Origin of the sequence: Neisseria sp. 83E34 (assembly GCF_001308015.1) — a bacterium.
Taxonomy (GTDB): Bacteria; Pseudomonadota; Gammaproteobacteria; order Burkholderiales; family Neisseriaceae; genus Neisseria.
This window is the reverse complement of the sequence record NZ_LGYH01000006.1, coordinates 105,255-124,804: the sequence shown is the minus strand read 5'-3', so window position 1 is coordinate 124,804 and position 19,550 is coordinate 105,255. Positions and strand designations below refer to the sequence as shown.

Here is a 19,550-nt window from a genome sequence, read left to right as displayed (position 1 = left end):
CAGACAGGCATTTTTTAGTGCCGAAAACTAATACTTTAGTATTAACCGACAAGTAGTATAAAAAGCATATTTACCGCATGCTATAAACACCTTCGCTTATGAAACCGATATCAAAAAAGGAAAGAATATGAATCTTCGCAAAACATTATTTACACTGGCGCTAACTGCCGCTATGCCGGCTGCGTTTGCAGCTGAAATCACCGTATCGGCTGCTGCCAGCCTGAGCGATGCTTTTAAAGAAATCGCCGCTCAATACGAAAAACAATATCCCGATGCCAAAATCAAACTGAACACCGCCGCTTCAGGCGCTTTGTTGCAGCAAGCGGCTAAAGGCGCGCCGGTTGATGTATTGGCATTTGCCGATCAGAAAACCATGGATATGGCTGGCGAGCAAAACCTGATTGAGCCGGCCACGCGCAAAAACTTTGCACGCAATACCCTGGTGGTTGTGGCGCCCGGCGACAGCAAGCTGACAGTTAAAGGCTTGAAAGATTTGGAGCAAAGCAGTGTGAAACGTATCGCCGTGGGCAACCCGGACAGCGTGCCCGCAGGCCGCTATGCTAAAGCCGCTTTGGAAAAAGCCGGTGTTTGGGCTTCGATTACCCCGAAAATCATCAACACCCAAAACGTACGCCAGGCGCTTGATTATGTAGCGCGCGGCGAAGTGGAAGCCGGTTTTGTGTACAACACCGATGCGCAGATTCAGAAAGACAAAGTGAAAGTGTTGTGGACTGTGCCGCTGGATAAGCCGGTGACTTACCCGATTGCCGTAGCGAAAGACAGCAAGCAACACGCCGAAGCCAAGCGCTTTGCCGATTATATTCTTTCGACTAAAGGGCAAGCAGTATTGCAAAAATACGGCTTCACCAAACCTTAATCTCGGTAATTTTCAGACAGGCATTGTGTTTGCAGGCACAATGCCTGTCTGAAATTTATAGAGATTGTAGCCATGGTGAATCAACTTAAAAAGAATATATTTGTCATGCTCGGGTTTGGCCTGAGTGAAATCCAAAACCGGCCTTGCTTTCCCTGAAAAGCCCGCTTTGTTCGGCTACACCGGAGGGCGGGGCGATATAGCCAATAAACTTAACTTTGCTACGGCGTTGCTGCGCCTTGTCGTACCACTCGTACTGTCTGCGGCTTACTGCCTTGCATTAAAAAAAGTTTATTGATTATAGCAATCGTGATTTCAGACCGCTCAAATATGTTTATTTTTAAGTTTTTCGATTATAAAACCTATGCCTGTCTGAAAACGTTTAACTTACCCTATGACCGAACCCATCCTCATAACCCTTTACCTTTCCTTGAAAGTAGCCGGACTGGCTACGTTGCTTAATATTATTGTCGGCACTGCGGCGGGCTTTGCTTTGGCGCGCCTAAAATTTTTCGGACGAGATTTTTTGGATACGGTGCTCACTTTGCCGATGGTCATGCCGCCAACCGTGCTCGGTTATTACCTGCTCGTGTTGCTTGGGCGTAAAGGCCCTTTGGGAAGTTGGCTGCAAGAGCATTTCGGTATCACGCTGATTTTTACTTGGCAGGGTGCTGTGATTGCCGCCATGGTGGTGACCTTTCCGCTTATTTTCAAACCCGCAAGGGCGGCATTTGAAAATGTGAATCCGCAGCTCGAGCAGGCCGCCCGTTCACTTGGCTTGGGCGCCACCGCCGTGTTTTTCCGAGTAAGCCTGCCTTTGGCCTGGCGCGGCATTTTGGCCGGTGTATTACTGGCGTTTGCACGCGCTTTGGGCGAGTTTGGTGCCACGTTGATGGTGGCGGGCAGCATTCCTAATGAAACGCAAACCCTTTCCATTGCTGTTTACGAAGCGGTTCAGGCGGGCAATGATTCGCTTGCGAACAGTTTGGTATTGCTGATTTCAGTGGTGTGTGTGGTAATTCTGTTGGCCATCGGCCGTGTGGCGGGCGGTAAGGAAAGGAAAGCGTAATGCTGTTTGATTTCTCTTTGCAGAAAAAATTTGCCGCATTTGAATTAGACGTTTCGTTGCAGTCGGATTCAGCGAATATCGCCATTCTCGGCGCGTCGGGCTCCGGCAAAACGCTGACGCTCAATATGCTCGCAGGTTTGTTAAAAGCCGATTCGGGTTATATCCGTATTCAAGGCGAGCAGTGGTTTGACGGCAAACGGCATCTGCCGCCTCAAGAGCGGCAGGTAGGGTTGGTGTTTCAGGATTACGCTTTATTTCCACATTTAACGGTGGCGCAAAACATTGCGTTCGGCCTCAATAAAGGGCTTGCCAACCCCAAACAGAAACATGCCCAAGAGCAGGCTGCTTCGTGGCTGGAGAGAATGCAGCTTTCCCATGTGGCCGCGCATTATCCCAGTGAAATTTCCGGAGGTCAGAAGCAGCGCACCGCTTTAGCGCGCGCTTTGGCAAACCGGCCGAAGCTTTTGTTGCTCGACGAGCCTTTCTCCGCACTTGATACGGATCTGCGCGGACAAATGCGGCAGGAAGTGGGCGCACTCGCCAGAGAGCAAGGCGTACCGCTGATTCTGATTACGCACGATAGGCAGGATGCCGAGGCTTTGGCCGATCAAATATGGCGGATGGAAGCCGGTAGGCTGACGCGTGTAAACTGAATGCCTGTCTGAAAAGATATTTTGAGTTGGACTAAACAAAAAAACGCATCCTGTATGAGAGGATGCGTTTTCATCATGAAATGCTGCTTACATAGCGTTGCAAGAAGTCTCTACTTTATTGCCGTAAGGATCGGCAAAGCTGAAGAATGCTTCGCCGCCTTTCGCATGCCATTGGGCGCCGCTGCCGAACAGGCCTTTATCGGCGGTATAAAGTTCGCCTGAAGCAGAACGGGTTTGAGTCAATACGGCTTGTTTGCCTTCCATTGCCAATTCAATTTTGTTATTGCCCAACTGGCGGGTTTGAACAGTTAAGCCGTTGTCGCAACTAAATTGTTTTGTAGAACCGCTTTGAGCATGGCTGTGACCGTGATCATGATGACCGTGGTCGTGGCTGTGAGTTTGGTTAGAAACAGGTGCCACACAGGCAGCCAAAGCTAAAACAGCAGCAACAGACAGTAAAGATTTTATTTTCATGTTTATTCTCTCCAAAAATGGATAATGACCAGCCGCACCATGCCGCTGGCAGATTTCCATACTATGGCTAGTAGCGGAAATAGGCAAACCTGTTTAACTCGAATTTACGTCATGCTGCTGAAAGTTCGCAGAGGTTATGTCTTTTAAATACATTAATTATAGTGATGACGGTTTGTTTGAGCTTTAATAGATTTTGAAGTGGGCTTGTATGCCGCTTTTTTAAAGAAGCGTAATGCCTGTCTGAAAACATGTTAAGATATTCGATCTGTTAATAGTGTTCAATATACAAATGAATCAACGCGATATGCTTGGATCGGGCTGGATGGTGGTGGCGGCAGCGCTTTTCACGCTGATGAATTTATGGATTAAGGAAGCCGGACAATATGGTTTCGGCACGGGAGAGCTGGTGTTTTGGCGTATGGCGTTTGCGGCTGTAGTGTTGGGTGTGATGGCCAAGGCACAAGGCAAAAAATTTACCACACCACACCTCAAAGCGCATCTGAACCGCAGCATTTCGGGCACTTTGGGTATGTTTTGCATTTTTTATGCGGTAATACACCTGCCGCTGGCCACGGGGGTAACGCTGAGTTATACCTCGTCGATTTTTTTAGCTTTGCTGTCGTTTTTGGTGCTGAAAGAAAAAATTCCGGCTTACACGCAGCTGATGTTGGCCTTAGGCTTTGTAGGTGTAGTATTGCTACTGAATCCTTCCTTTAAGAGCGGGCAGGAAGTTGCAGCCTTGGTGGGTTTGCTGGGCGGCTTATTGGCAGGATGGGCATATTTGCAGGTGCGCGAGCTTTCTTTATTGGGAGAACCGGCCTGGCGGGTGGTGTTTTATCTTTCGCTGGTTGGCACAGTGATGGGCGGGGCGTGGGCAACGGTTTCCGGCTGGCATATGCCTTCGGGATTGGCATGGCTCTATCTTTTAGGTATAGGTGCTTCGGCGATGGGCGCGCAGCTTGCGATGACGCATGCTTATAAAGTGGGGCGGAAATTCACGGTAGCGGCGCTGGCGTATCTGACGGTGGTGTTTTCCACGCTGGTGGGCATTTTTTGGCTGGGTGATAAAATCGGCTGGCAAGAATGGCTGGGGATGGTTATTATAGTGTTGAGCGGCGTGTTGAGTGCGCTGAAAAAATAGCGGCATGCCGAAGCGGTTTCAGACAGGCATTGCGATGTTCGGTAAATACAAAAAGATAAGGAGAACAAAATGATTTCGATCCGAGAACAAGACTACGGCTTGGACATTGCGCTTTACAATGAGTTTACGCTGGAAGATTTCCGTAGCTTTGAAGAAGCCGCGCTGAGTACGGTTAAACGTATCCACCGTCCGGATTTGCTGCTGGATTTGTCTATGCTTAAAGATTTTACAATCGATATGGCAATCGAGCAGCTTAAGTTTTTGCGCGAGCATGAAGATGAATTCGGCCGTATTGCGATTGTAGTAGATGATGTATGGATTCGCTTAGGCACGCACATTTCCAGCCTGCTCACCAATCAGCGTCCTAAATATTTCGACGATGTGGCCTCTGCTCAGGCGTGGTTGAAGTCGGATGCTTGAGGTTTTGTTTGTTTGAATCCGGTGCTTAGGCTTACGGGCGTTTGAGAATGGCTGAATAAAATGCCTGTCTGAAAATATGTTCAGACAGGCATTTTTTACGGACAAGATGACCGGTTAGCCCAATACTTCTTGTGTTTTCAACACGTCTTCCAGTGTCATACCGGTTTCAAAGTTTTGGAATGTAATGGTGTTTTTATAAGTGTGACCGTCTTTCACGCCGGTAAAGGTCAGCGTGTGGGTGGCATCATTCCAAGAAGCGTTTTTATCGTTCAAGGCTTCGGTAAACACCAGTTTGTCTTTAGCTAGGTTGAAATCCTTTATAACGTCACGACCGCTGTTGCTGTTGGTTACAAATACATATTTGTCATAACCTTCGCCGCTGTCGAGGATGTCATTGCCTGCGCCGCCGATCAGAATATCGCTGCCGACCTCTCCGCGCAGGATGTCGTTACCGCCGTTGCCGCTGCTGTCGAGCAGGCTAGACCAGTTGCCGGCGATAAAGCTGCGCACGGCATCATCGCTGTTGTTGTCCAGATTTTGTTCTACATAAGCACGCAGGGCTTCGTAGGCAGTGCTGCCGTCGGGTGCAGTGAAGTTGAGCTTTTCGGTGCTGATGTTGTCGCCGAAGAGAATGTCGTGACCGTTGTTGCCTTCAATGGTGTCATTGGTGGCTTTTACGGTATATACAACGGTGTCATCTCCAGTGCCCTTGTTGAAAGTGTTGCGCGTATCGCCGATTAATACGTCATTAACCAAGCGACCTTGCAGTTCGTTGTTGGCACCGTTGGCGTTGTCCGCTACGATAAGGCTCTCGGTATAAGCGTTACCGCTGGTGTCGTTCACGCGGATGGATAATACCGAATAGTCGGTGTCCGTGCCGTTAGCTACATGGTAGGTAATGTCAGGCACACGGCCGCTAAAGCCTTCAACCGGTTTGAACACATATTGGCCGTTAAATTGCATTTGGATTGTGCCCACACCGTCGATGGTTAACACTTCGCCCGCAGCCGCATCCTTACCGTTGGCGCTGAAGCCCAGAATGCCGGGATCTTTGCTGCCTTTTTCAATAAAATAATCGGTTAACACGTTGCCGCTCAGGCTTTCCTGACCTTTGCGCATAAATGCGTTTTCATCCTGATCGATAACCACCGCTCCGCCGCCGTATTTGCGGCCTGTGCTGATGGTGTAGACATCTTTCCCCTGATTATCGTCGGCATCGGTGGATTTAAAAGTAAACGTGTGTTGGCCGGCATTTAAGTCTTTTAGGGATAAGGTGAAATTGCCATTTTCATCAACATCGTTGATGTTGTAGTTTTCACGGTCTACCTTAACACGCACATTTTTGCTGCCGGGTTCTACTTTGCCTTTGATATCAATGTCGCGGGAATAGCTGTGCCAGTTGCCGTTATAATCTGAGTTCATCACGGCATCTTCGGAAATGACCTGCATACTTTGGTTGTTGCCGTCCACCGTGCCGGCGATGCGGGTTACGGTTACATTGCCTGAGGCAGATGCCGCTTGCAGCTCGAAGCTTACATCACCACTCATTTCGGTGAGGCCGTGGGCAGTGAAAGTACCGTCTTCTTTAATCTGGCTTTTATCAACGGTGGTAAAATATTCCCTTACTGCGGTTTGGCCGTTGGTTTCTTTGGCTGTGCGGTAAGTATAGATTTTCACTTCGGTACTGGCCGGATCAACCTGACCTTTGAATGTGATGGATTGCTTATTGGTACTGAAGCTGCCTTGCTCATTTGCTTTGCGGCTGTCGTAGCCGTTTACTTCAAACCATTGTGTAACGCTCATAATTAACCTCTCTGTTTATTTATCGGCCGGTTGGAATTTTTAACTGGCCGTGATTGTTATTGAAATTATTATAGGGATTGTTTTTATTAAATTGATGGAACGGCGGGCTGTTTCATCCGAGGATGCCTGCCTGAAAATAGTAAAAACATTTATATCAAAGCCAAAAAGGTTAATTCAATTATTATGAATAACCGGCGCTTATCGGAATGTGTTTGATGATGCTATTCGATTATACCAAGTAAATAAATATAAATTAAACAAAAAAAATACGGAAATAATCCATTTTTATAAAACATAACACAAAATAAAACTATTATCCTTAAAGTTATTTTTAATGTTTTATTTGATTGATAGATAGTTTTATGTGTTATTATTTTATTTGCGTTTGATATTTTGGGTGATTTAATCGTTAAGGGTTGAATTAATAATATTCAGACAGGCATTGTTATACAAGTATGTTGCTGTATATAACGGAATGCCTGTCTGAATATAGATTGGGGTGGGATAAGTTTTACATGGGGTGAACAACTTATTCGGTTTTAATCGCTGCTTTCGGCATTTTGTTTATGTTCCAATGTGTTACTGCCCAATCCAGCAATTCGCGCGGGTGAACTTTTGCGGGCGCGGCAGGCAGATTCAGATAAGCCATTACCTGTCGCAGTAAATCTTCACGTTTTTGCGTGTCCAGAGCCGGTGCAAGTGTTTGCTTCGACCATTTCTGGCCAAAAGAGTTCACCAGTAGCGGAAGATGGGCATAATGTGGTGTGTTGAAGGCCAAGCAGCGTTGCAGCCAAATCTGGCGCGGGGTGGAAACCAGTAAATCCTGCCCGCGTACGATGTGTGTGATGCCTTGTTCGGCATCGTCCACCACCGCTGCCAGCTGATATGCCCAGAAACCATCTGCACGCAATAGCACAAAATCGCCGATATCGCGCGCCAGATTCTGCGCATAATGCCCAACCACCGCATCATCAAACCCGACGGTTTCATCCGGCACACGCAGGCGCCAGGCGGGTGTTTTTGCGTTTGGCGGCGGCGTGTAGCCCTGTACCGCGCAATGCCCATCGTACACAAAACCGTCTGCGCCCGAAGCTGCCGCTGCCTGCCAGCGTTTGCGGCTGCAATAGCAGGGATACACCAGATCCCGTTGTTTTAAATTTGCCAGCGCTGCTTCATACAAGTCATGACGACGGCTCTGGTAGACTACCTCGCCGTCCCATTCAAAGCCAAACGCTTCCAGTGTGTGCAAAATATCGTCCGCCGCGCCTGCCATTTCGCGCGGCGGATCCAAATCTTCCATGCGCACCAGCCACTTGCCGCCTTGCGATTTGGCGTCGGCATAAGAAGCCAGTGCGGTAAGCAGCGAGCCGATATGGAGCAGGCCGGTAGGGCTGGGGGCGAAACGTCCGATATACATGATTTGAGTGGTGTCGAAAGTGGAAAATATTTCAGACAGGCATTTTTGCCGCGATATGCCTGTCTGAAAAAACGATAAGGCATTCTACTCCATTTCGGCGCGTCCGAAATAGCACCTAAATGCTATAATGCCTGTCTGAAAAAACAATCTGAATGACCATGCAAGCCGATTTCTCCAAGCCCGTGCTCGCTATTGATACCAGCACATCCTCTTTATCCCTTGCCCTGAGCGCCAATGGCCAAACATTCCTGTTTCACCAAGAAGCGGGCAATCGCCAGTCCGATCTGATTTTGCCGAAAATCGGCGAATTGCTCGGGCAGGCAGGCATTGCAGCTGCCGACTTGGCCGCGATTGTTTATGCGCAAGGCCCGGGTGCGTTTACCGGCTTGCGTATCGGTGCGGCGGTGGGGCAAGGTTTGGCTGCGCCTTACGGCACATTATTGATTGGCATTCCCTGTTTGGATGCCGTTGCTTACCGGATTCCTGATGCAGAATGCGTATTGGCCGCCACCGACGCGCGCATGGGTGAAGTGTTTTACGCATGGTTTGATACGAAACACCACCGCCGCCTGAGCGATTATCAAGTAGGTAAAGCAGCAGACATTGCCTTGCCTGCTAATGCCCAAACCCCGCAAGGCATCGGCAATGCTTTTGCCTTGCCCGAACCGCCGCCGTTTGACGGCGCGCCCGAGATGCCCACTGCCGAAACCTATTTAAACTTGGCGCAAAGCGGCCGGTATCCCGCCACCGACGCAGCGGCTGCCGAGCTGCTCTATGTGCGCAACAAAATTGCGCTCACTGCCAAAGAGCAGGCCGAGCGCAAAGCGCAGGGATAAGCCGTGAATATCCGCCCCGCTACCGCCGCAGATTGCCGCGCGCTCGCTGCCATCGACAGCGTGTGCAATCCTTCGCCGTGGTCTGAAGCGCAGTTTGCCGGTGCGCTCGCCAATCAACACGAAACCGTGCTGCTGGCAGAGCATCAAGGCGCTGTGTTGGGTTTTATCGTGTGGCACACGCTGTTTGAAACCTCCGAGCTGCACCTGATTGCCACCGTGCCGGAGCACCGGGGCCGCGGCATTGCATCTGCCATGATGGCGAAATGGTTTCAGACAGGCATTGAAGAAGGTGCAACGCATTATTATTTGGAGGTGCGCGCAAGCAACGTAAACGCGCAAGCTTTATATTTGAAACACGGTTTTACGCACACAGGCCGCCGCCGCGATTATTATTCCCTACCCGGAAACCGGCGCGAAGACGCCCTGATTATGGAGAAAACATGCTGAGCAGCCGCTATCTTCACCTGCACGAAGCGCTCGGATTAGGCCCTATGTGGCTGAAACGCGGCACCGTTGTGCTGCCTGCCGAATCCGAACCAGCGGGCGTGGTTGAAGCTGTCGAAGCAGCGGCTTTACCGCAGTTTCAAAAACAGGCGGCTGCGCCGGAAAATACGGTGGCCAAACCGGTCCAGCAAGCCGCCCGGCCTACGCCGCACGAACCCGCCGCACCGCGTCGTGTCGCGCCGACCGCACCGATTTCAGGTGCACATGCCGCCACGTTGGCTTCATTGGGCTTGAAAACCCTGCGCCAGAAAGAATGGGAAGCAGAAGCCGAGGCGGCGGCGCAACAGGCCGTTCCGGCGGAGCCGCAGCCCGATCCGGATAACACCGTAGCCCGCCATAAACAACGCCTGTCTGAAACCGTGCGCCCGGCCAAGCTCATGATCGTGAGCATCTGCCCGTCGCCGGAAGACAATATCGCAGGGCGGCTTTTCAGCGGCAAAGTGGGCGAACTTTTGGACAATATGCTGGCCGCCATCGGCATGAACATGCAGCAAAGCCACCCGACCAGCTGGCTTGACGCTACCGAATTCAATCCCAATCCCGATGCTGCCAAGCTCGCCCGCGCATTGCCGCGCATCCGTGCAGAACTCGAGCTTGCCGAGCCGCACGCCGTGCTGTTTCTCGGCCAGTTTTTCGCTGCGCCCGAGCAGGCGGAAATTATGGACGAACTATGCGGCAACCTGCCTGTATTTACCGTTCCCCATCCCGCCCGCCTGCTGCGCCATCCGCAGCAAAAGGCCGAAGCGTGGGCGGAATTGAAGCGGCTGCGGGAAGCGTTGAAATAGGCGTAATTGACAATGCCTGTCTGAAAACATTTTCAGACAGGCATTTTGGTTTTTATGACGAATTCTGTTCGCTATAGCAAATAAACCTACAAAATAATACGTTCGTCATGTTCGGGCTTGACCCAAGCATCTTCTAAGGTTACAGGAATTCAAGACGCTTGGGACAAGCCCGAACATGACGAAAACATAATAAAAATAAGTTTATTCGCTATACAAGCATCCGTTCTGAATATCTTGGGTTTCAGTAACCTTTGTTACAACGGCTTGTCCGCTGGCGCCGCCGAACGGAGCGGGATTTTCGGGGGAGTAAGGCCGCTCCCGGAGCGTAGCGACTAGCGGCCGCCCCGAAAAGCACGCGTAGTGAGGGCAGTTTGCGTAGCAAACCGGCAACCGCGGTCGCTTTTCTTTGCTTACTTTCTTTGGCGAAGCAAAGAAAGTAAGTGGCCGCGCGGCCATGAAGCGCAATCTGCAATAATGGGGAACTGAAAGAGTAACCGGATTATTTAGTCATAATCGGCGCAAAGTTAGATATTCGAGTCAAATCCGAGTATGACAGGCGTTCGATTTTTAGGTTGATTCACTTTAGGTTAAATTAACAATGCCTGTCTGAAAACATTTTTCAGACAGGCATTTTGATTGTTAAGCTAACTTTTCCAGCCAATTCCTCGGCTTCAAAAATTCATTCAGCCGTGCTTCCGGCGAGTTTGCTTCCGGCTCGTAACAGTATTCAAAGCGCACCAGCGGCGGCATCGACATCAAAATGCTTTCCGTGCGCCCGCCGCTTTGCAGGCCGAAGAGAGTGCCGCGATCCCACACCAGATTAAATTCCACATAGCGGCCGCGGCGGTAGAGTTGAAACTGCCGCTCGCGTTCGCCATAGGGCGTGTTTTTGCGCTTGGCTACAATCGGCGCGTAGGCTTCGATATAACCTTCGCCCACCGCGCGGATAAAATTCAGACAAGCATCGAAATCCCAACGGTTTAAATCGTCGAAAAACAAGCCGCCCACGCCGCGGGTTTCGCCGCGGTGTTTCAGATAGAAATAATCGTCGCACCATTTTTTATATTCTTCGTACACACCTTCACCGAATGGCAGGCACACGTTGCGTGCCACCGTATGCCAATGCACGATGTCTTCTTCAAACGGATAAAACGGCGTTAAATCGAAGCCGCCGCCAAACCACCAAACCGGCGCTTTGCCTTCGGGATAGGCGATGAAAAAGCGCACGTTGGCATGGCTGGTGGGCACATACGGGTTTTTCGGGTGAATCACCAGCGAAACGCCCATTGCTTCAAAGGGCGCGCCGGCCAGCTCGGGGCGGTGCGCGGTGGCCGAAGCGGGCATGGCAGCGCCTTTTACGTGGGAGAAGTTTACGCCTGCCTGCTCGAACACGGCGCCGTTTTTCAATACGCGGCTTTCGCCTGTGCCCAGCTTGCTCTGCCAGAGGTCGGCAACAAAACGCGCCGCGCCGTCTTCCGCTTCCAGCGCCGCGCAGATACGGTTTTGCAATTGCTGCAAAGCGTTTAAAACAACTTGTGTCTGCATGATTGTCCTTTGGTGTTCGCTTCGCGGAAACCCGCGCTGCTTGTTTTCAGACAGGCATTATATCGCGGAGCGGTTAAAAATGCCTGTCTGAAATCCGATTCAGACAGGCATCAGATTGCCGCATCAGCCGAGCACCGATGCACCCGACAAGCCGATAAACAAACCCGCAATCACGGCGCTCATCAGATTGGACAGAGAGCCGGCAACCACTGCTTTAATGCCCAGCCTCGCCACATCTTTGCGGCGTTTGGGCGCCATAATGCTCAGGCCGCCGACCAATACCGCAATCGAACCCAAATTGGCAAAGCCGCACAAGGCAAAAGAAATAATCGCTTTGGTGGTGTCGCTCAGTTGCACGGCGGCTTCCGGTTTCAAATATTTCACAAATTCGGAATAAGCCACAAATTCGTTAATCACCACTTTCTGCCCGATGAGAGAGCCGGCAATTCCCGCCTCGCTCCACGGCACACCGATTACCCAAGCCAGCGGCGAGAACAGCCAGCCCAAAATCGCCTGCAACGTCAAACCGCCGTGGCCGAACCAGCCTCCAACGCCGCCTATAATACCGTTGATCATCGCAATTAATGCCACGAAAGCCAGCAGCGAAGCGCCTACCGCAATGGCAATCTGAGCGCCGGTAACCGCGCCGCTGGCTGCTGCGTCGATTACATTGGCGGGTTTTTCCTCTTCGTCTGCCACCAATATCTCCGCGTCATTTTGCGTTTGTTCTGTTTCCGGCACCAAAAGCTTGGCAAACAGCAAGCCGCCCGGTGCAGCCATAAACGAAGCGGCAATCAGGTAAGGCAGCGGTACGCCCATCTGCACATAGCCGGCCAGCACCGAACCCGCCACCGAAGCCAAACCGCCGCTCATCACGGCAAATAGCTCCGACTCGGTCATTCTGCGGATATACGGGCGCACCACCAGCGGCGCTTCGGTCTGACCCACAAAAATATTGGCCGCCGCCGACATCGATTCTGCTTTGGACGTGCCCAGCACTTTTTGCAGAAAGCCGCCGATTACCTTAATGAGCAGCTGCATCACACCGATGTAGTACAACACGGCCATCAATGATGAGAAAAACACAATCATCGGCAACACGCGCAAGGCAAACACAAAACCGCCGCCGCCGAACACCTCAAACATTTTTTCAGACACCAAGCCGCCAAACAGAAAATCCACGCCATTGTTGCCATAAGCGATTACATTGCTAATGGTTTTGGAAGCTTCGCCCAACATATCTCGCCCTTGCGGCACATAAAGCACCAGCGCGCCCAATGCCACCTGAATCAGAAACGCGCCCGCCACCGTGCGGATATTGATGGCTCTGCGGTTGGCGGATAATAAAACGGCGATGGCAATCAATACCGCCATGCCCAGCAAACTGTGTAATACAACCATTGTGCCGTCCTTATGCGAGTCAGATTAAGTGCATTATACAAGCCTGTCTGAAAGTTGGGTTTTTCATTTGCAACTTCACGCTTGTGATATATTTAGCGGGTATTCTTAAAAAATCACCACATCCAAGGATGAAACATGAAATACGAATTTACCTTGCCTTCCAGTTCCGGCAATGACTTTGTGTCGGCCGAGCATCTGCCGCTGATTGTGTATTTCTACCCGAAAGATAGCACGCCCGGCTGCACCACCGAAGGGCTGGATTTCAACGCCCGCCTCGATCAATTCAAAGCGCTCGGCTATACCGTGGTGGGCATTTCGCGCGACGGCGTGAAGTCGCACCAGAATTTCTGCGCCAAACAAGGTTTTCAGTTTGAGTTACTGAGCGACAAAGACGAAACCGTGTGCAAACTGTTTGACGTGATCAAATTGAAAAAGCTTTATGGCAAAGAATCGCTGGGCATAGAGCGCAGCACGTTTGTGTTGAACAAGCAAGGCGAAATCGCGCACGAATGGCGCAAAGTGAAAGTGGCAGGGCACGCGCAGGAAGTGTTGGAAGCGGTAAGCAAATAAACAAAAATGCCTGTCTGAAAAATGGTTTCAGACAGGCATCCGCATTAAGAAATAAACAATAAATGAACACACCCGAACCTATCACACTCAGCTTTAACCACATCCGCTTGGAGCCATTGGGCATGCAACACGCGCAAGGCTTGTGTCAAGCGACGGAAGATGGCGAATTGTGGCGGTTGGTGTTTGCCTCGGCGCCGGAGCCCGGGAAAGTTGCCGACTATATTCAAACCGCTTTGAATATGCCCAACCGTTTAGCCTTCGCAGTGATTGAGGAAACCAACCATCAAGTTATCGGCAGCACCAGCTACCACGACATCAATATTCCCGCAAGCCGGCTCGACATCGGCCATACATGGTATGCCCAAAGCTATTGGCGAAGCCGTGCCAACACCACCTGCAAATATCTGCTGCTGCGCCATGCTTTTGAAACATTGGGCTGCCGCACCGTAGGCTGGCGCACCGATATTCTCAATACCCGTTCGCAACAGGCTATCGAGCGGCTGGGCGCGAAAAAAGACGGCGTATTGCGCGGTTTTCAAACCCGTCGCGACGGCAGCGTTCGCGATACCGTAATGTACAGCATGACTCGCGAAGAGTGGCCTGAAGCCAAGGTGCGTTTGGAAGAACGGCTGGATAGCTGAAACAAAATATCTTGATTCAATTATAAAAATGCCTGTCTGAAAAGTTTCAGACAGGCATTTTGAATGTCGGTATCTAAACCGGGCGCTCAAAGCAATCATGCATTAAGCGCGTTTGCGGAATTCACCGGTGCGGGTGTCGATTTCCACTTTGTCGCCGTTTTCAACGTAAGACATCACTTGGATTTCAGTGCCGCCAACCAAACGCGCGGTTTTCATCACTTTGCCGGAGGTGTCGCCTTTAACAGCAGGCTCGGTGTATTCCACTTCGCGTACGATGATGGTAGGCAATTCTACGGAAATCGGGCTGCCTTCGTAGAAGGTTACTTCACACACGTCTTCCATGCCGTCAACGATGAATTTCAGGTTGTCGCCGATGTTTTCGGCTTCAACTTCGTATTGGTTGAATTCTTCGTCCATGAATACATACATAGGGTCGGCAAAGTAGCTGTATGTGCAGTTTTTGCGTGCCAAAACCACTACGTCGAATTTGTCGTCGGCTTTATAAATGGTTTCGGTAGCGGCGCCGGTAAGCAGGTTTTTCAGTTTCATGCTCACTTTGGCAGAGGAGCGGCCGCCTTTGATGTATTCGGTTTTTTGCACAACCATCGGGTCGTTGCCTACCATAAATACGTTGCCGGCGCGCAGTTCTTGAGCGGTTTTCATCGGATGATTCTCACTTAACAATTGAAATAAAATAACGTGCTATTTTAGCCTATTTTTTTAGGATTTGGCAATTTTATAGCCGGCCAATTTTATTGCCGGTGCGGTGTTGTTGTACCTTGCCGTAACATTTGTGCCGCCGGTGCTTTTGCGTGTATTTGAAATATGATTTGCCGGTTATGTGTTGTGTAAATTAATGAAAATATTCAACTTTTCTGTTGCGCTGTGTTGCGTGAACAGATAATCGCGCCACTTTTCTGCTTGCTTCTGCCAAGTCGGTAGGTTGCTTATGAGGGTTTGCCATGCTGCCTGCCGTACTTCTGCGCTGAGCACGTTTGCGCCGTTGAGTTCGTCGGAAAGGCTTTGGTGGGCCTGCTTTAAGGGCTCCGGCCAGTCTGCTGCGGCTTTGTGCCAAAAGGCGTGCAGTTTTTCGATATGGGCGTTTTCTTCTTGCGGGTAAATGAACCAGAAAAAAGGTTTGGCGGCGAATTGGGCGCGGATAAAACTGTCTTCACCGCGCACAATTGCGCCGTCGCACAGATGCAGTAATTTGTCGAAGTCGCTTTGCGGTATGAAGGGGATGCGCACGAGCTTAACCGTGCCTGTCTGAAAAATATCGCCATTGCGTTGTAGGGCTTCGGCGGGTAAGGCGCCCGAACGTTGCAAACTTTGAATCACTTGTTTGCCTGCCAGCAGCAGTGTTATAGGATATTTGCTTTGCTGCCAAGTGTGTAACCACTGCGACCAAACCGGGCTTTCGTAACCGAACAGCAGCCATTCAGGTGCTGTTTTTTCAGACAGGCATAAGGATTTGCGGAAATCTTCTGCTTGATATTGAACCAGCTCTGCATAGTTTTTTTCGCGCAATAATCCGCCGCTGCGTTCGGTAAAGCCCATCAGCCAAAAATACTTTTGTTGTCCGTCGGTCTGAGGCGAGGGTTTGCCATGCATTGCCTCGGCCCAGGATTCCGCGCTCAGGTATTCCCAGTTTAACCAAAGTGCTTGCCGTGTTCGTATGGCATTTAATACGTTTTCCGGCAAATCGCAGGCGAATGTTTCGATGACCAAATCAGGCGGAGGCGCCTTATCCAAATGCTCTGCATTTTTGCCGGGTTGCCACGGATATAGAGAGATCCCCTGATAATTGCATGGCAATGCATCGGGAAGGTTGGGGCACAGTGTGCGCAGGGCATGGATATCGTCCAGCCAAAGGTGCACGCTGATGCCGGATTCTCTACTTAAAATCTGCGCTAAACGCCAGCTTACGCCGATGTCGCCAAGGTTGTCGATGACTGTGCAAAACAGCCAGCATACAGGGGATTTTTTTTCAATTTGCATGATGATAATGGGTTAACCTTTGAGTGATAAGGTTTTACGCTGCTTTGGGTGTTTGTCAAGCGTTAAATGCAAAAAAAATTTTGCTTATCCACATTGACAAAATAGTTTTACCAAACGCTAAGAAAAAATTTAATTTAGAGTATTGACAAGCTGAAAATCATTTTAAGTTTTTGAAAAATATATATTTTATCAAATTGACTAATTTTTAATCAGGCTTGGTGCGATACCTGATTTATCGGGGAAAATGTAAAAATCCCACAAGTAGTCCACAAAATTATCCACAGCTTTTGTGGGTAAGCTTTGAAACCCCCGATATATCGATTTTTATCGTTTCGGAATAAAAAATCTGCCTGTTGGAAAGCCTGCCTGAAAGCATGAAGGCGAAGAAGATTTTATTCTCGGTTTATGCTAAAATTCGAATAATTTTTCTCGATTAATTGTCAGACTTACCATGACCGACGCAACCACACGCAACGACCATCATTTTGCCAAAGAAACCATCCCCGTCAGCCTAGAAGAAGAAATGCGCCGCAGTTACCTCGATTACGCCATGAGCGTGATTGTGGGGCGTGCGCTGCCAGATGTGCGCGACGGCCTGAAGCCTGTCCACCGCCGTGTGCTGTATGCCATGCACGAGCTGAAAAATAATTGGAACAGTGCATATAAAAAGTCTGCCCGTATCGTCGGCGACGTAATCGGTAAATATCACCCGCACGGCGACAGCGCTGTGTACGATACCATCGTGCGTATGGCGCAAGATTTTTCGATGCGTTATGTACTGGTCGATGGTCAGGGCAACTTCGGTTCGGTGGATGGAGACGGTGCAGCCGCGATGCGTTATACCGAAATCCGCATGGCGAAAATCTCGCATGAAATACTGGCCGATATTGAGGAAGAAACCGTTAACTTCGGTCCGAACTACGACGGCAGCGAGAGCGAACCTTTGGTTTTGCCTACCCGCCTGCCTGTTTTGCTGGTAAACGGTTCTTCCGGTATTGCCGTAGGGATGGCAACGAATATCCCGCCGCACAACCTGACCGACACCGTTGATGCCTGTCTGAAATTGTTGGCTGATTCCGAAACCGATATTGATGAATTAATCAGCATTATCAAAGCGCCCGATTTTCCAACGGGCGCCACAATTTACGGCCTAAGCGGCGTGCGCGAAGGTTACAAAACCGGCCGTGGCCGCGTGGTAATGCGCGGTAAAACCCATATTGAACCGATCGGTAAACACGGCGAGCGGGAAGCCATTATCATCGACGAAATTCCCTATCAGGTAAACAAAGCCAAGCTGGTGGAAAAAATCGGCGAACTGGTGCGCGATAAAGTGTTGGAAGGCATTTCCGACTTGCGCGACGAATCCGATAAATCGGGTATGCGCGTTGTGATCGAACTGAAACGCAACGAAAACGCCGAAGTGGTGTTGAACCAGCTCTACAAACTCACCCAGCTGCAAGACAGCTTCGGCATCAATATGGTGGCCTTAGTCGACGGCCAGCCGCGTCTGCTCAATTTGAAACAAATCTTAAGCGAGTTTCTGCGCCACCGCCGGGAAGTCGTTACCCGCAGAACCCTGTTCCGCTTGAAAAAAGCGCGCCATGAAGGCCATATTGCCGAAGGTAAAGCCGTAGCCTTATCGAATATTGATGAAATGATCCAACTCATCAAAGAATCGGCAGATGCGCCCGAGGCGAAAGAAAAACTGCTGTCACGTCCGTGGCAATCAGGTTTGGTGGGTGAAATGCTGTCGCGTACCGATTTGGATATGCAGATGGCCCGCCCGGAAGGTTTGCCTGCCGGATTGGGCTTGCAGAATGGCGGCTATTTCCTGAGCGACATACAAGCTGATGCCATTTTGCGTATGAGTCTGCGTAATCTGACCGGCCTTGATCAAGACACCATCGTCAATGATTACAAAACCATTATGGCGCAGATTATTGATTACTTAGATATTTTAGCGAAGCCTGAGCGCATTACCCAAATCATTCATGAAGAGTTGGAAGAAATCAAAACCAACTTCGGCGACGAACGCCGCAGCGAAATCAATCCGTTTGGCGGCGACATTGCCGATGAAGACCTGATTCCGCCGCGTGAAATGGTGGTAACACTTACTCACGGCGGCTACATCAAAACCCAGCCGACCACCGATTACCAAGCGCAGCGACGCGGCGGGCGCGGCAAACAGGCAGCGGCAACCAAAGACGAAGACTTTATCGAAACCTTATTCGTGGCCAATACGCACGATTATCTGATGTGTTTTACCAACTTTGGTAAATGCCACTGGATTAAAGTGTATAAATTACCAGAAGGCGGGCGCAACAGCCGCGGACGTCCGATTAACAATGTGATTCAATTGGACGAAGGTGAAAAAGTCAGCGCGATTTTGGCTGTGCGCGAATTCCCTGAGGACGAATATGTTTTTTTTGCCACTGCGCAAGGCATGGTGAAAAAAGTGCAATTATCCGCATTTAAAAACGTGCGGGCGCAAGGCATTAAAGCCATTGCTTTAAAAGAAGGCGATTCACTGGTGGGCGTGGCCAGAACTTCGGGCACCAGCGACATCATGTTGTTCTCGAACTTGGGCAAAGCGATCCGCTTCAATGAATATTATGAACGTAACGGTGATGCCGACGAGGTGGAAAATGAAGATTCAGACGGCATGATGGAACATGAGGGCGAAGAAAACAGTGATACTTCCGCGCTAAAAGGCAACGGTGTCCGTCCGTCCGGACGCGGCAGCGGCGGTTTGCGAGGCATGCGCTTGCCTTCAGAAGGCCGCATCGTCAGCCTGATTACATTTTCTCCCGAGTGTGAGCAGGATGAAACGCTCCAAGTGTTGACGGCAACTGAAAACGGCTACGGCAAACGCACGCCGATTGCGGACTACAGCCGCAAAGGCAAAGGCGGGCAAGGCAATATTGCCATCAATACCGGCGAACGCAACGGGGAATTGGTGGCTGCAACATTGGTTGCCCAAACAGATGATTTGATGCTGATTACCAGCGGCGGCGTGCTTATCCGCACCAAAGTCGACCAAATTCGCGAAACCGGCCGGGCAGCAGCGGGCGTAAGGCTGATTAACCTGGATGAAGGCGAAACACTGGTGAGCTTGGAGCGCGTGGCAGAAGAGCCGGAAGAAGAGGGTTTGGAGGACGAAGCGGCTGAATTGGAAGCACAAGCTGTGGAAAACGAAGCATCTCAAAGCAATGATGGTGATGGTGAAGCTGAGTAATGTTGATGCCTGTCTGAAAGGTTTGTTGGTAGCCAAGCCGTCAATATTCGTTTGCGGTTTGGCTATCTAACTTAACTGCTGCAATTACACGAGCAGATTGAAAGTTTAAATATCCTTGATTTTGGGCCTGAACCAATTTCACAACTATATCCAAACCCAAACACGGTCAAAAAACACAATGCCT

General features: G+C 50.2%; 19 protein-coding genes. 12 read left to right on the top strand and 7 right to left on the bottom strand.

Annotation, left to right across the window (positions count from 1 at the left end):
• Positions 1–127: 127 nt before the first annotated feature.
• The 4 genes from modA to AKG09_RS07600 all read left to right on the top strand — a co-directional run bounded on the left by modA (position 128) and on the right by AKG09_RS07600 (position 2,596).
• Positions 128–877: a molybdate ABC transporter substrate-binding protein gene (modA, locus tag AKG09_RS07610; RefSeq protein WP_054618847.1), complete on the top strand. Its 750-nt coding sequence runs from the start codon at positions 128–130 to the stop codon at positions 875–877.
• Positions 878–1,001: 124 nt separating this feature from the next.
• Entirely contained in the window at positions 1,002–1,172 is a 171-nt protein-coding gene (locus AKG09_RS11920) for a hypothetical protein (protein WP_156320819.1), read from the top strand.
• A gap of 96 nt (positions 1,173–1,268) precedes the next feature.
• A complete protein-coding gene (gene modB, locus AKG09_RS07605) occupies positions 1,269–1,943 on the top strand; it encodes a molybdate ABC transporter permease subunit (protein WP_054618846.1) in 675 nt (224 codons plus the stop codon).
• Positions 1,943–2,596: a sulfate/molybdate ABC transporter ATP-binding protein gene (locus AKG09_RS07600; protein WP_054618845.1), complete on the top strand. Its 654-nt coding sequence runs from the start codon at positions 1,943–1,945 to the stop codon at positions 2,594–2,596. The genes modB and AKG09_RS07600 overlap by 1 nt, the downstream gene beginning before the upstream one ends.
• Before the next feature lie 87 nt (positions 2,597–2,683).
• On the opposite strand, the gene AKG09_RS07595 is transcribed toward AKG09_RS07600, so the two are convergent.
• Positions 2,684–3,070 (bottom strand): MliC family protein, encoded by a 387-nt coding sequence (locus AKG09_RS07595; protein ID WP_054618844.1) that lies wholly within the window; start codon positions 3,068–3,070, stop codon positions 2,684–2,686.
• Positions 3,071–3,359: 289 nt separating this feature from the next.
• Here AKG09_RS07595 and AKG09_RS07590 point away from each other — a divergent pair, with 289 nt between their 5' ends.
• A complete protein-coding gene (locus AKG09_RS07590; protein WP_054618843.1) occupies positions 3,360–4,211 on the top strand; it encodes a DMT family transporter in 852 nt (283 codons plus the stop codon).
• A gap of 69 nt (positions 4,212–4,280) precedes the next feature.
• Positions 4,281–4,631 carry an STAS/SEC14 domain-containing protein gene (locus AKG09_RS07585; protein WP_054618842.1) on the top strand — a complete coding sequence of 117 codons (351 nt, stop codon included), beginning with the start codon at positions 4,281–4,283 and terminating at the stop codon, positions 4,629–4,631.
• 114 nt (positions 4,632–4,745) lie between these two features.
• On the opposite strand, the gene AKG09_RS07580 is transcribed toward AKG09_RS07585, so the two are convergent.
• Positions 4,746–6,434: a calcium-binding protein gene (locus tag AKG09_RS07580; protein ID WP_054618841.1), complete on the bottom strand. Its 1,689-nt coding sequence runs from the start codon at positions 6,432–6,434 to the stop codon at positions 4,746–4,748.
• Positions 6,435–6,963: 529 nt separating this feature from the next.
• Positions 6,964–7,851, bottom strand: a complete 888-nt coding sequence (gene gluQRS, locus AKG09_RS07575) for a tRNA glutamyl-Q(34) synthetase GluQRS (protein WP_054618840.1) — start codon at positions 7,849–7,851, stop codon at positions 6,964–6,966.
• 158 nt (positions 7,852–8,009) lie between these two features.
• Here gluQRS and tsaB point away from each other — a divergent pair, with 158 nt between their 5' ends.
• The 3 genes from tsaB to AKG09_RS12195 are packed head-to-tail and all read left to right on the top strand — an operon-like array spanning position 8,010 to position 9,976.
• Positions 8,010–8,687, top strand: a complete 678-nt coding sequence (tsaB, locus tag AKG09_RS07570) for a tRNA (adenosine(37)-N6)-threonylcarbamoyltransferase complex dimerization subunit type 1 TsaB (RefSeq protein WP_054618916.1) — start codon at positions 8,010–8,012, stop codon at positions 8,685–8,687.
• Positions 8,688–8,690: 3 nt separating this feature from the next.
• The gene (gene rimI / locus AKG09_RS07565; protein WP_054618839.1) at positions 8,691–9,134 is read left to right on the top strand and encodes a ribosomal protein S18-alanine N-acetyltransferase; all 444 of its coding nucleotides are present in this window, start codon (positions 8,691–8,693) and stop codon (positions 9,132–9,134) included.
• Positions 9,128–9,976: a uracil-DNA glycosylase family protein gene (locus tag AKG09_RS12195; protein ID WP_054618838.1), complete on the top strand. Its 849-nt coding sequence runs from the start codon at positions 9,128–9,130 to the stop codon at positions 9,974–9,976. The genes rimI and AKG09_RS12195 overlap by 7 nt, the downstream gene beginning before the upstream one ends.
• Before the next feature lie 639 nt (positions 9,977–10,615).
• Here AKG09_RS12195 and hemF read toward each other — a convergent pair.
• Positions 10,616–11,521, bottom strand: a complete 906-nt coding sequence (hemF, locus tag AKG09_RS07555; protein ID WP_054618837.1) for an oxygen-dependent coproporphyrinogen oxidase — start codon at positions 11,519–11,521, stop codon at positions 10,616–10,618.
• Positions 11,522–11,644: 123 nt separating this feature from the next.
• Entirely contained in the window at positions 11,645–12,922 is a 1,278-nt protein-coding gene (locus tag AKG09_RS07550) for a NupC/NupG family nucleoside CNT transporter (protein WP_054618836.1), read from the bottom strand.
• Between the two features lie 135 nt (positions 12,923–13,057).
• Between AKG09_RS07550 and AKG09_RS07545 the strand changes: the two genes are divergently transcribed.
• Together AKG09_RS07545 and AKG09_RS07540 are read left to right on the top strand one after the other, a co-directional pair.
• Entirely contained in the window at positions 13,058–13,492 is a 435-nt protein-coding gene (locus tag AKG09_RS07545; protein WP_054618835.1) for a peroxiredoxin, read from the top strand.
• Positions 13,493–13,554: 62 nt separating this feature from the next.
• Complete coding sequence (locus AKG09_RS07540) at positions 13,555–14,133, top strand: GNAT family N-acetyltransferase (protein ID WP_054618834.1); 579 nt, start codon at positions 13,555–13,557, stop codon at positions 14,131–14,133.
• A 102-nt stretch (positions 14,134–14,235) separates the two neighbouring features.
• On the opposite strand, the gene efp is transcribed toward AKG09_RS07540, so the two are convergent.
• On the bottom strand, positions 14,236–14,796 hold the full coding sequence (efp, locus tag AKG09_RS07535) for an elongation factor P (protein ID WP_009116903.1): 561 nt from the start codon (positions 14,794–14,796) through the stop codon (positions 14,236–14,238).
• A gap of 174 nt (positions 14,797–14,970) precedes the next feature.
• On the bottom strand, positions 14,971–16,131 hold the full coding sequence (gene earP, locus AKG09_RS07530; RefSeq protein WP_054618833.1) for an elongation factor P maturation arginine rhamnosyltransferase EarP: 1,161 nt from the start codon (positions 16,129–16,131) through the stop codon (positions 14,971–14,973).
• A gap of 451 nt (positions 16,132–16,582) precedes the next feature.
• Here earP and gyrA point away from each other — a divergent pair, with 451 nt between their 5' ends.
• Positions 16,583–19,366 (top strand): DNA gyrase subunit A, encoded by a 2,784-nt coding sequence (gene gyrA, locus AKG09_RS07525; protein ID WP_054618832.1) that lies wholly within the window; start codon positions 16,583–16,585, stop codon positions 19,364–19,366.
• Positions 19,367–19,550 lie beyond the last annotated feature (184 nt).

Bases quoted from the DNA above. Each gene is read 5' to 3' on its own strand.
- modA (WP_054618847.1), top strand. From the start codon at position 128: ATGAATCTTCGCAAAACATTATTTACACTGGCGCTAACTGCCGCTATG.
- modB (WP_054618846.1), top strand. From the start codon at position 1,269: ATGACCGAACCCATCCTCATAACCCTTTACCTTTCCTTGAAAGTAGCC.
- AKG09_RS07600 (WP_054618845.1), top strand. From the start codon at position 1,943: ATGCTGTTTGATTTCTCTTTGCAGAAAAAATTTGCCGCATTTGAATTA.
- AKG09_RS07595 (WP_054618844.1), bottom strand. From the start codon at position 3,070: ATGAAAATAAAATCTTTACTGTCTGTTGCTGCTGTTTTAGCTTTGGCT.
- AKG09_RS07590 (WP_054618843.1), top strand. From the start codon at position 3,360: ATGAATCAACGCGATATGCTTGGATCGGGCTGGATGGTGGTGGCGGCA.
- AKG09_RS07585 (WP_054618842.1), top strand. From the start codon at position 4,281: ATGATTTCGATCCGAGAACAAGACTACGGCTTGGACATTGCGCTTTAC.
- AKG09_RS07580 (WP_054618841.1), bottom strand. From the start codon at position 6,434: ATGAGCGTTACACAATGGTTTGAAGTAAACGGCTACGACAGCCGCAAA.
- gluQRS (WP_054618840.1), bottom strand. From the start codon at position 7,851: ATGTATATCGGACGTTTCGCCCCCAGCCCTACCGGCCTGCTCCATATC.
- tsaB (WP_054618916.1), top strand. From the start codon at position 8,010: ATGCAAGCCGATTTCTCCAAGCCCGTGCTCGCTATTGATACCAGCACA.
- AKG09_RS12195 (WP_054618838.1), top strand. From the start codon at position 9,128: ATGCTGAGCAGCCGCTATCTTCACCTGCACGAAGCGCTCGGATTAGGC.
- hemF (WP_054618837.1), bottom strand. From the start codon at position 11,521: ATGCAGACACAAGTTGTTTTAAACGCTTTGCAGCAATTGCAAAACCGT.
- AKG09_RS07550 (WP_054618836.1), bottom strand. From the start codon at position 12,922: ATGGTTGTATTACACAGTTTGCTGGGCATGGCGGTATTGATTGCCATC.
- AKG09_RS07545 (WP_054618835.1), top strand. From the start codon at position 13,058: ATGAAATACGAATTTACCTTGCCTTCCAGTTCCGGCAATGACTTTGTG.
- AKG09_RS07540 (WP_054618834.1), top strand. From the start codon at position 13,555: ATGAACACACCCGAACCTATCACACTCAGCTTTAACCACATCCGCTTG.
- efp (WP_009116903.1), bottom strand. From the start codon at position 14,796: ATGAAAACCGCTCAAGAACTGCGCGCCGGCAACGTATTTATGGTAGGC.
- earP (WP_054618833.1), bottom strand. From the start codon at position 16,131: ATGCAAATTGAAAAAAAATCCCCTGTATGCTGGCTGTTTTGCACAGTC.
- gyrA (WP_054618832.1), top strand. From the start codon at position 16,583: ATGACCGACGCAACCACACGCAACGACCATCATTTTGCCAAAGAAACC.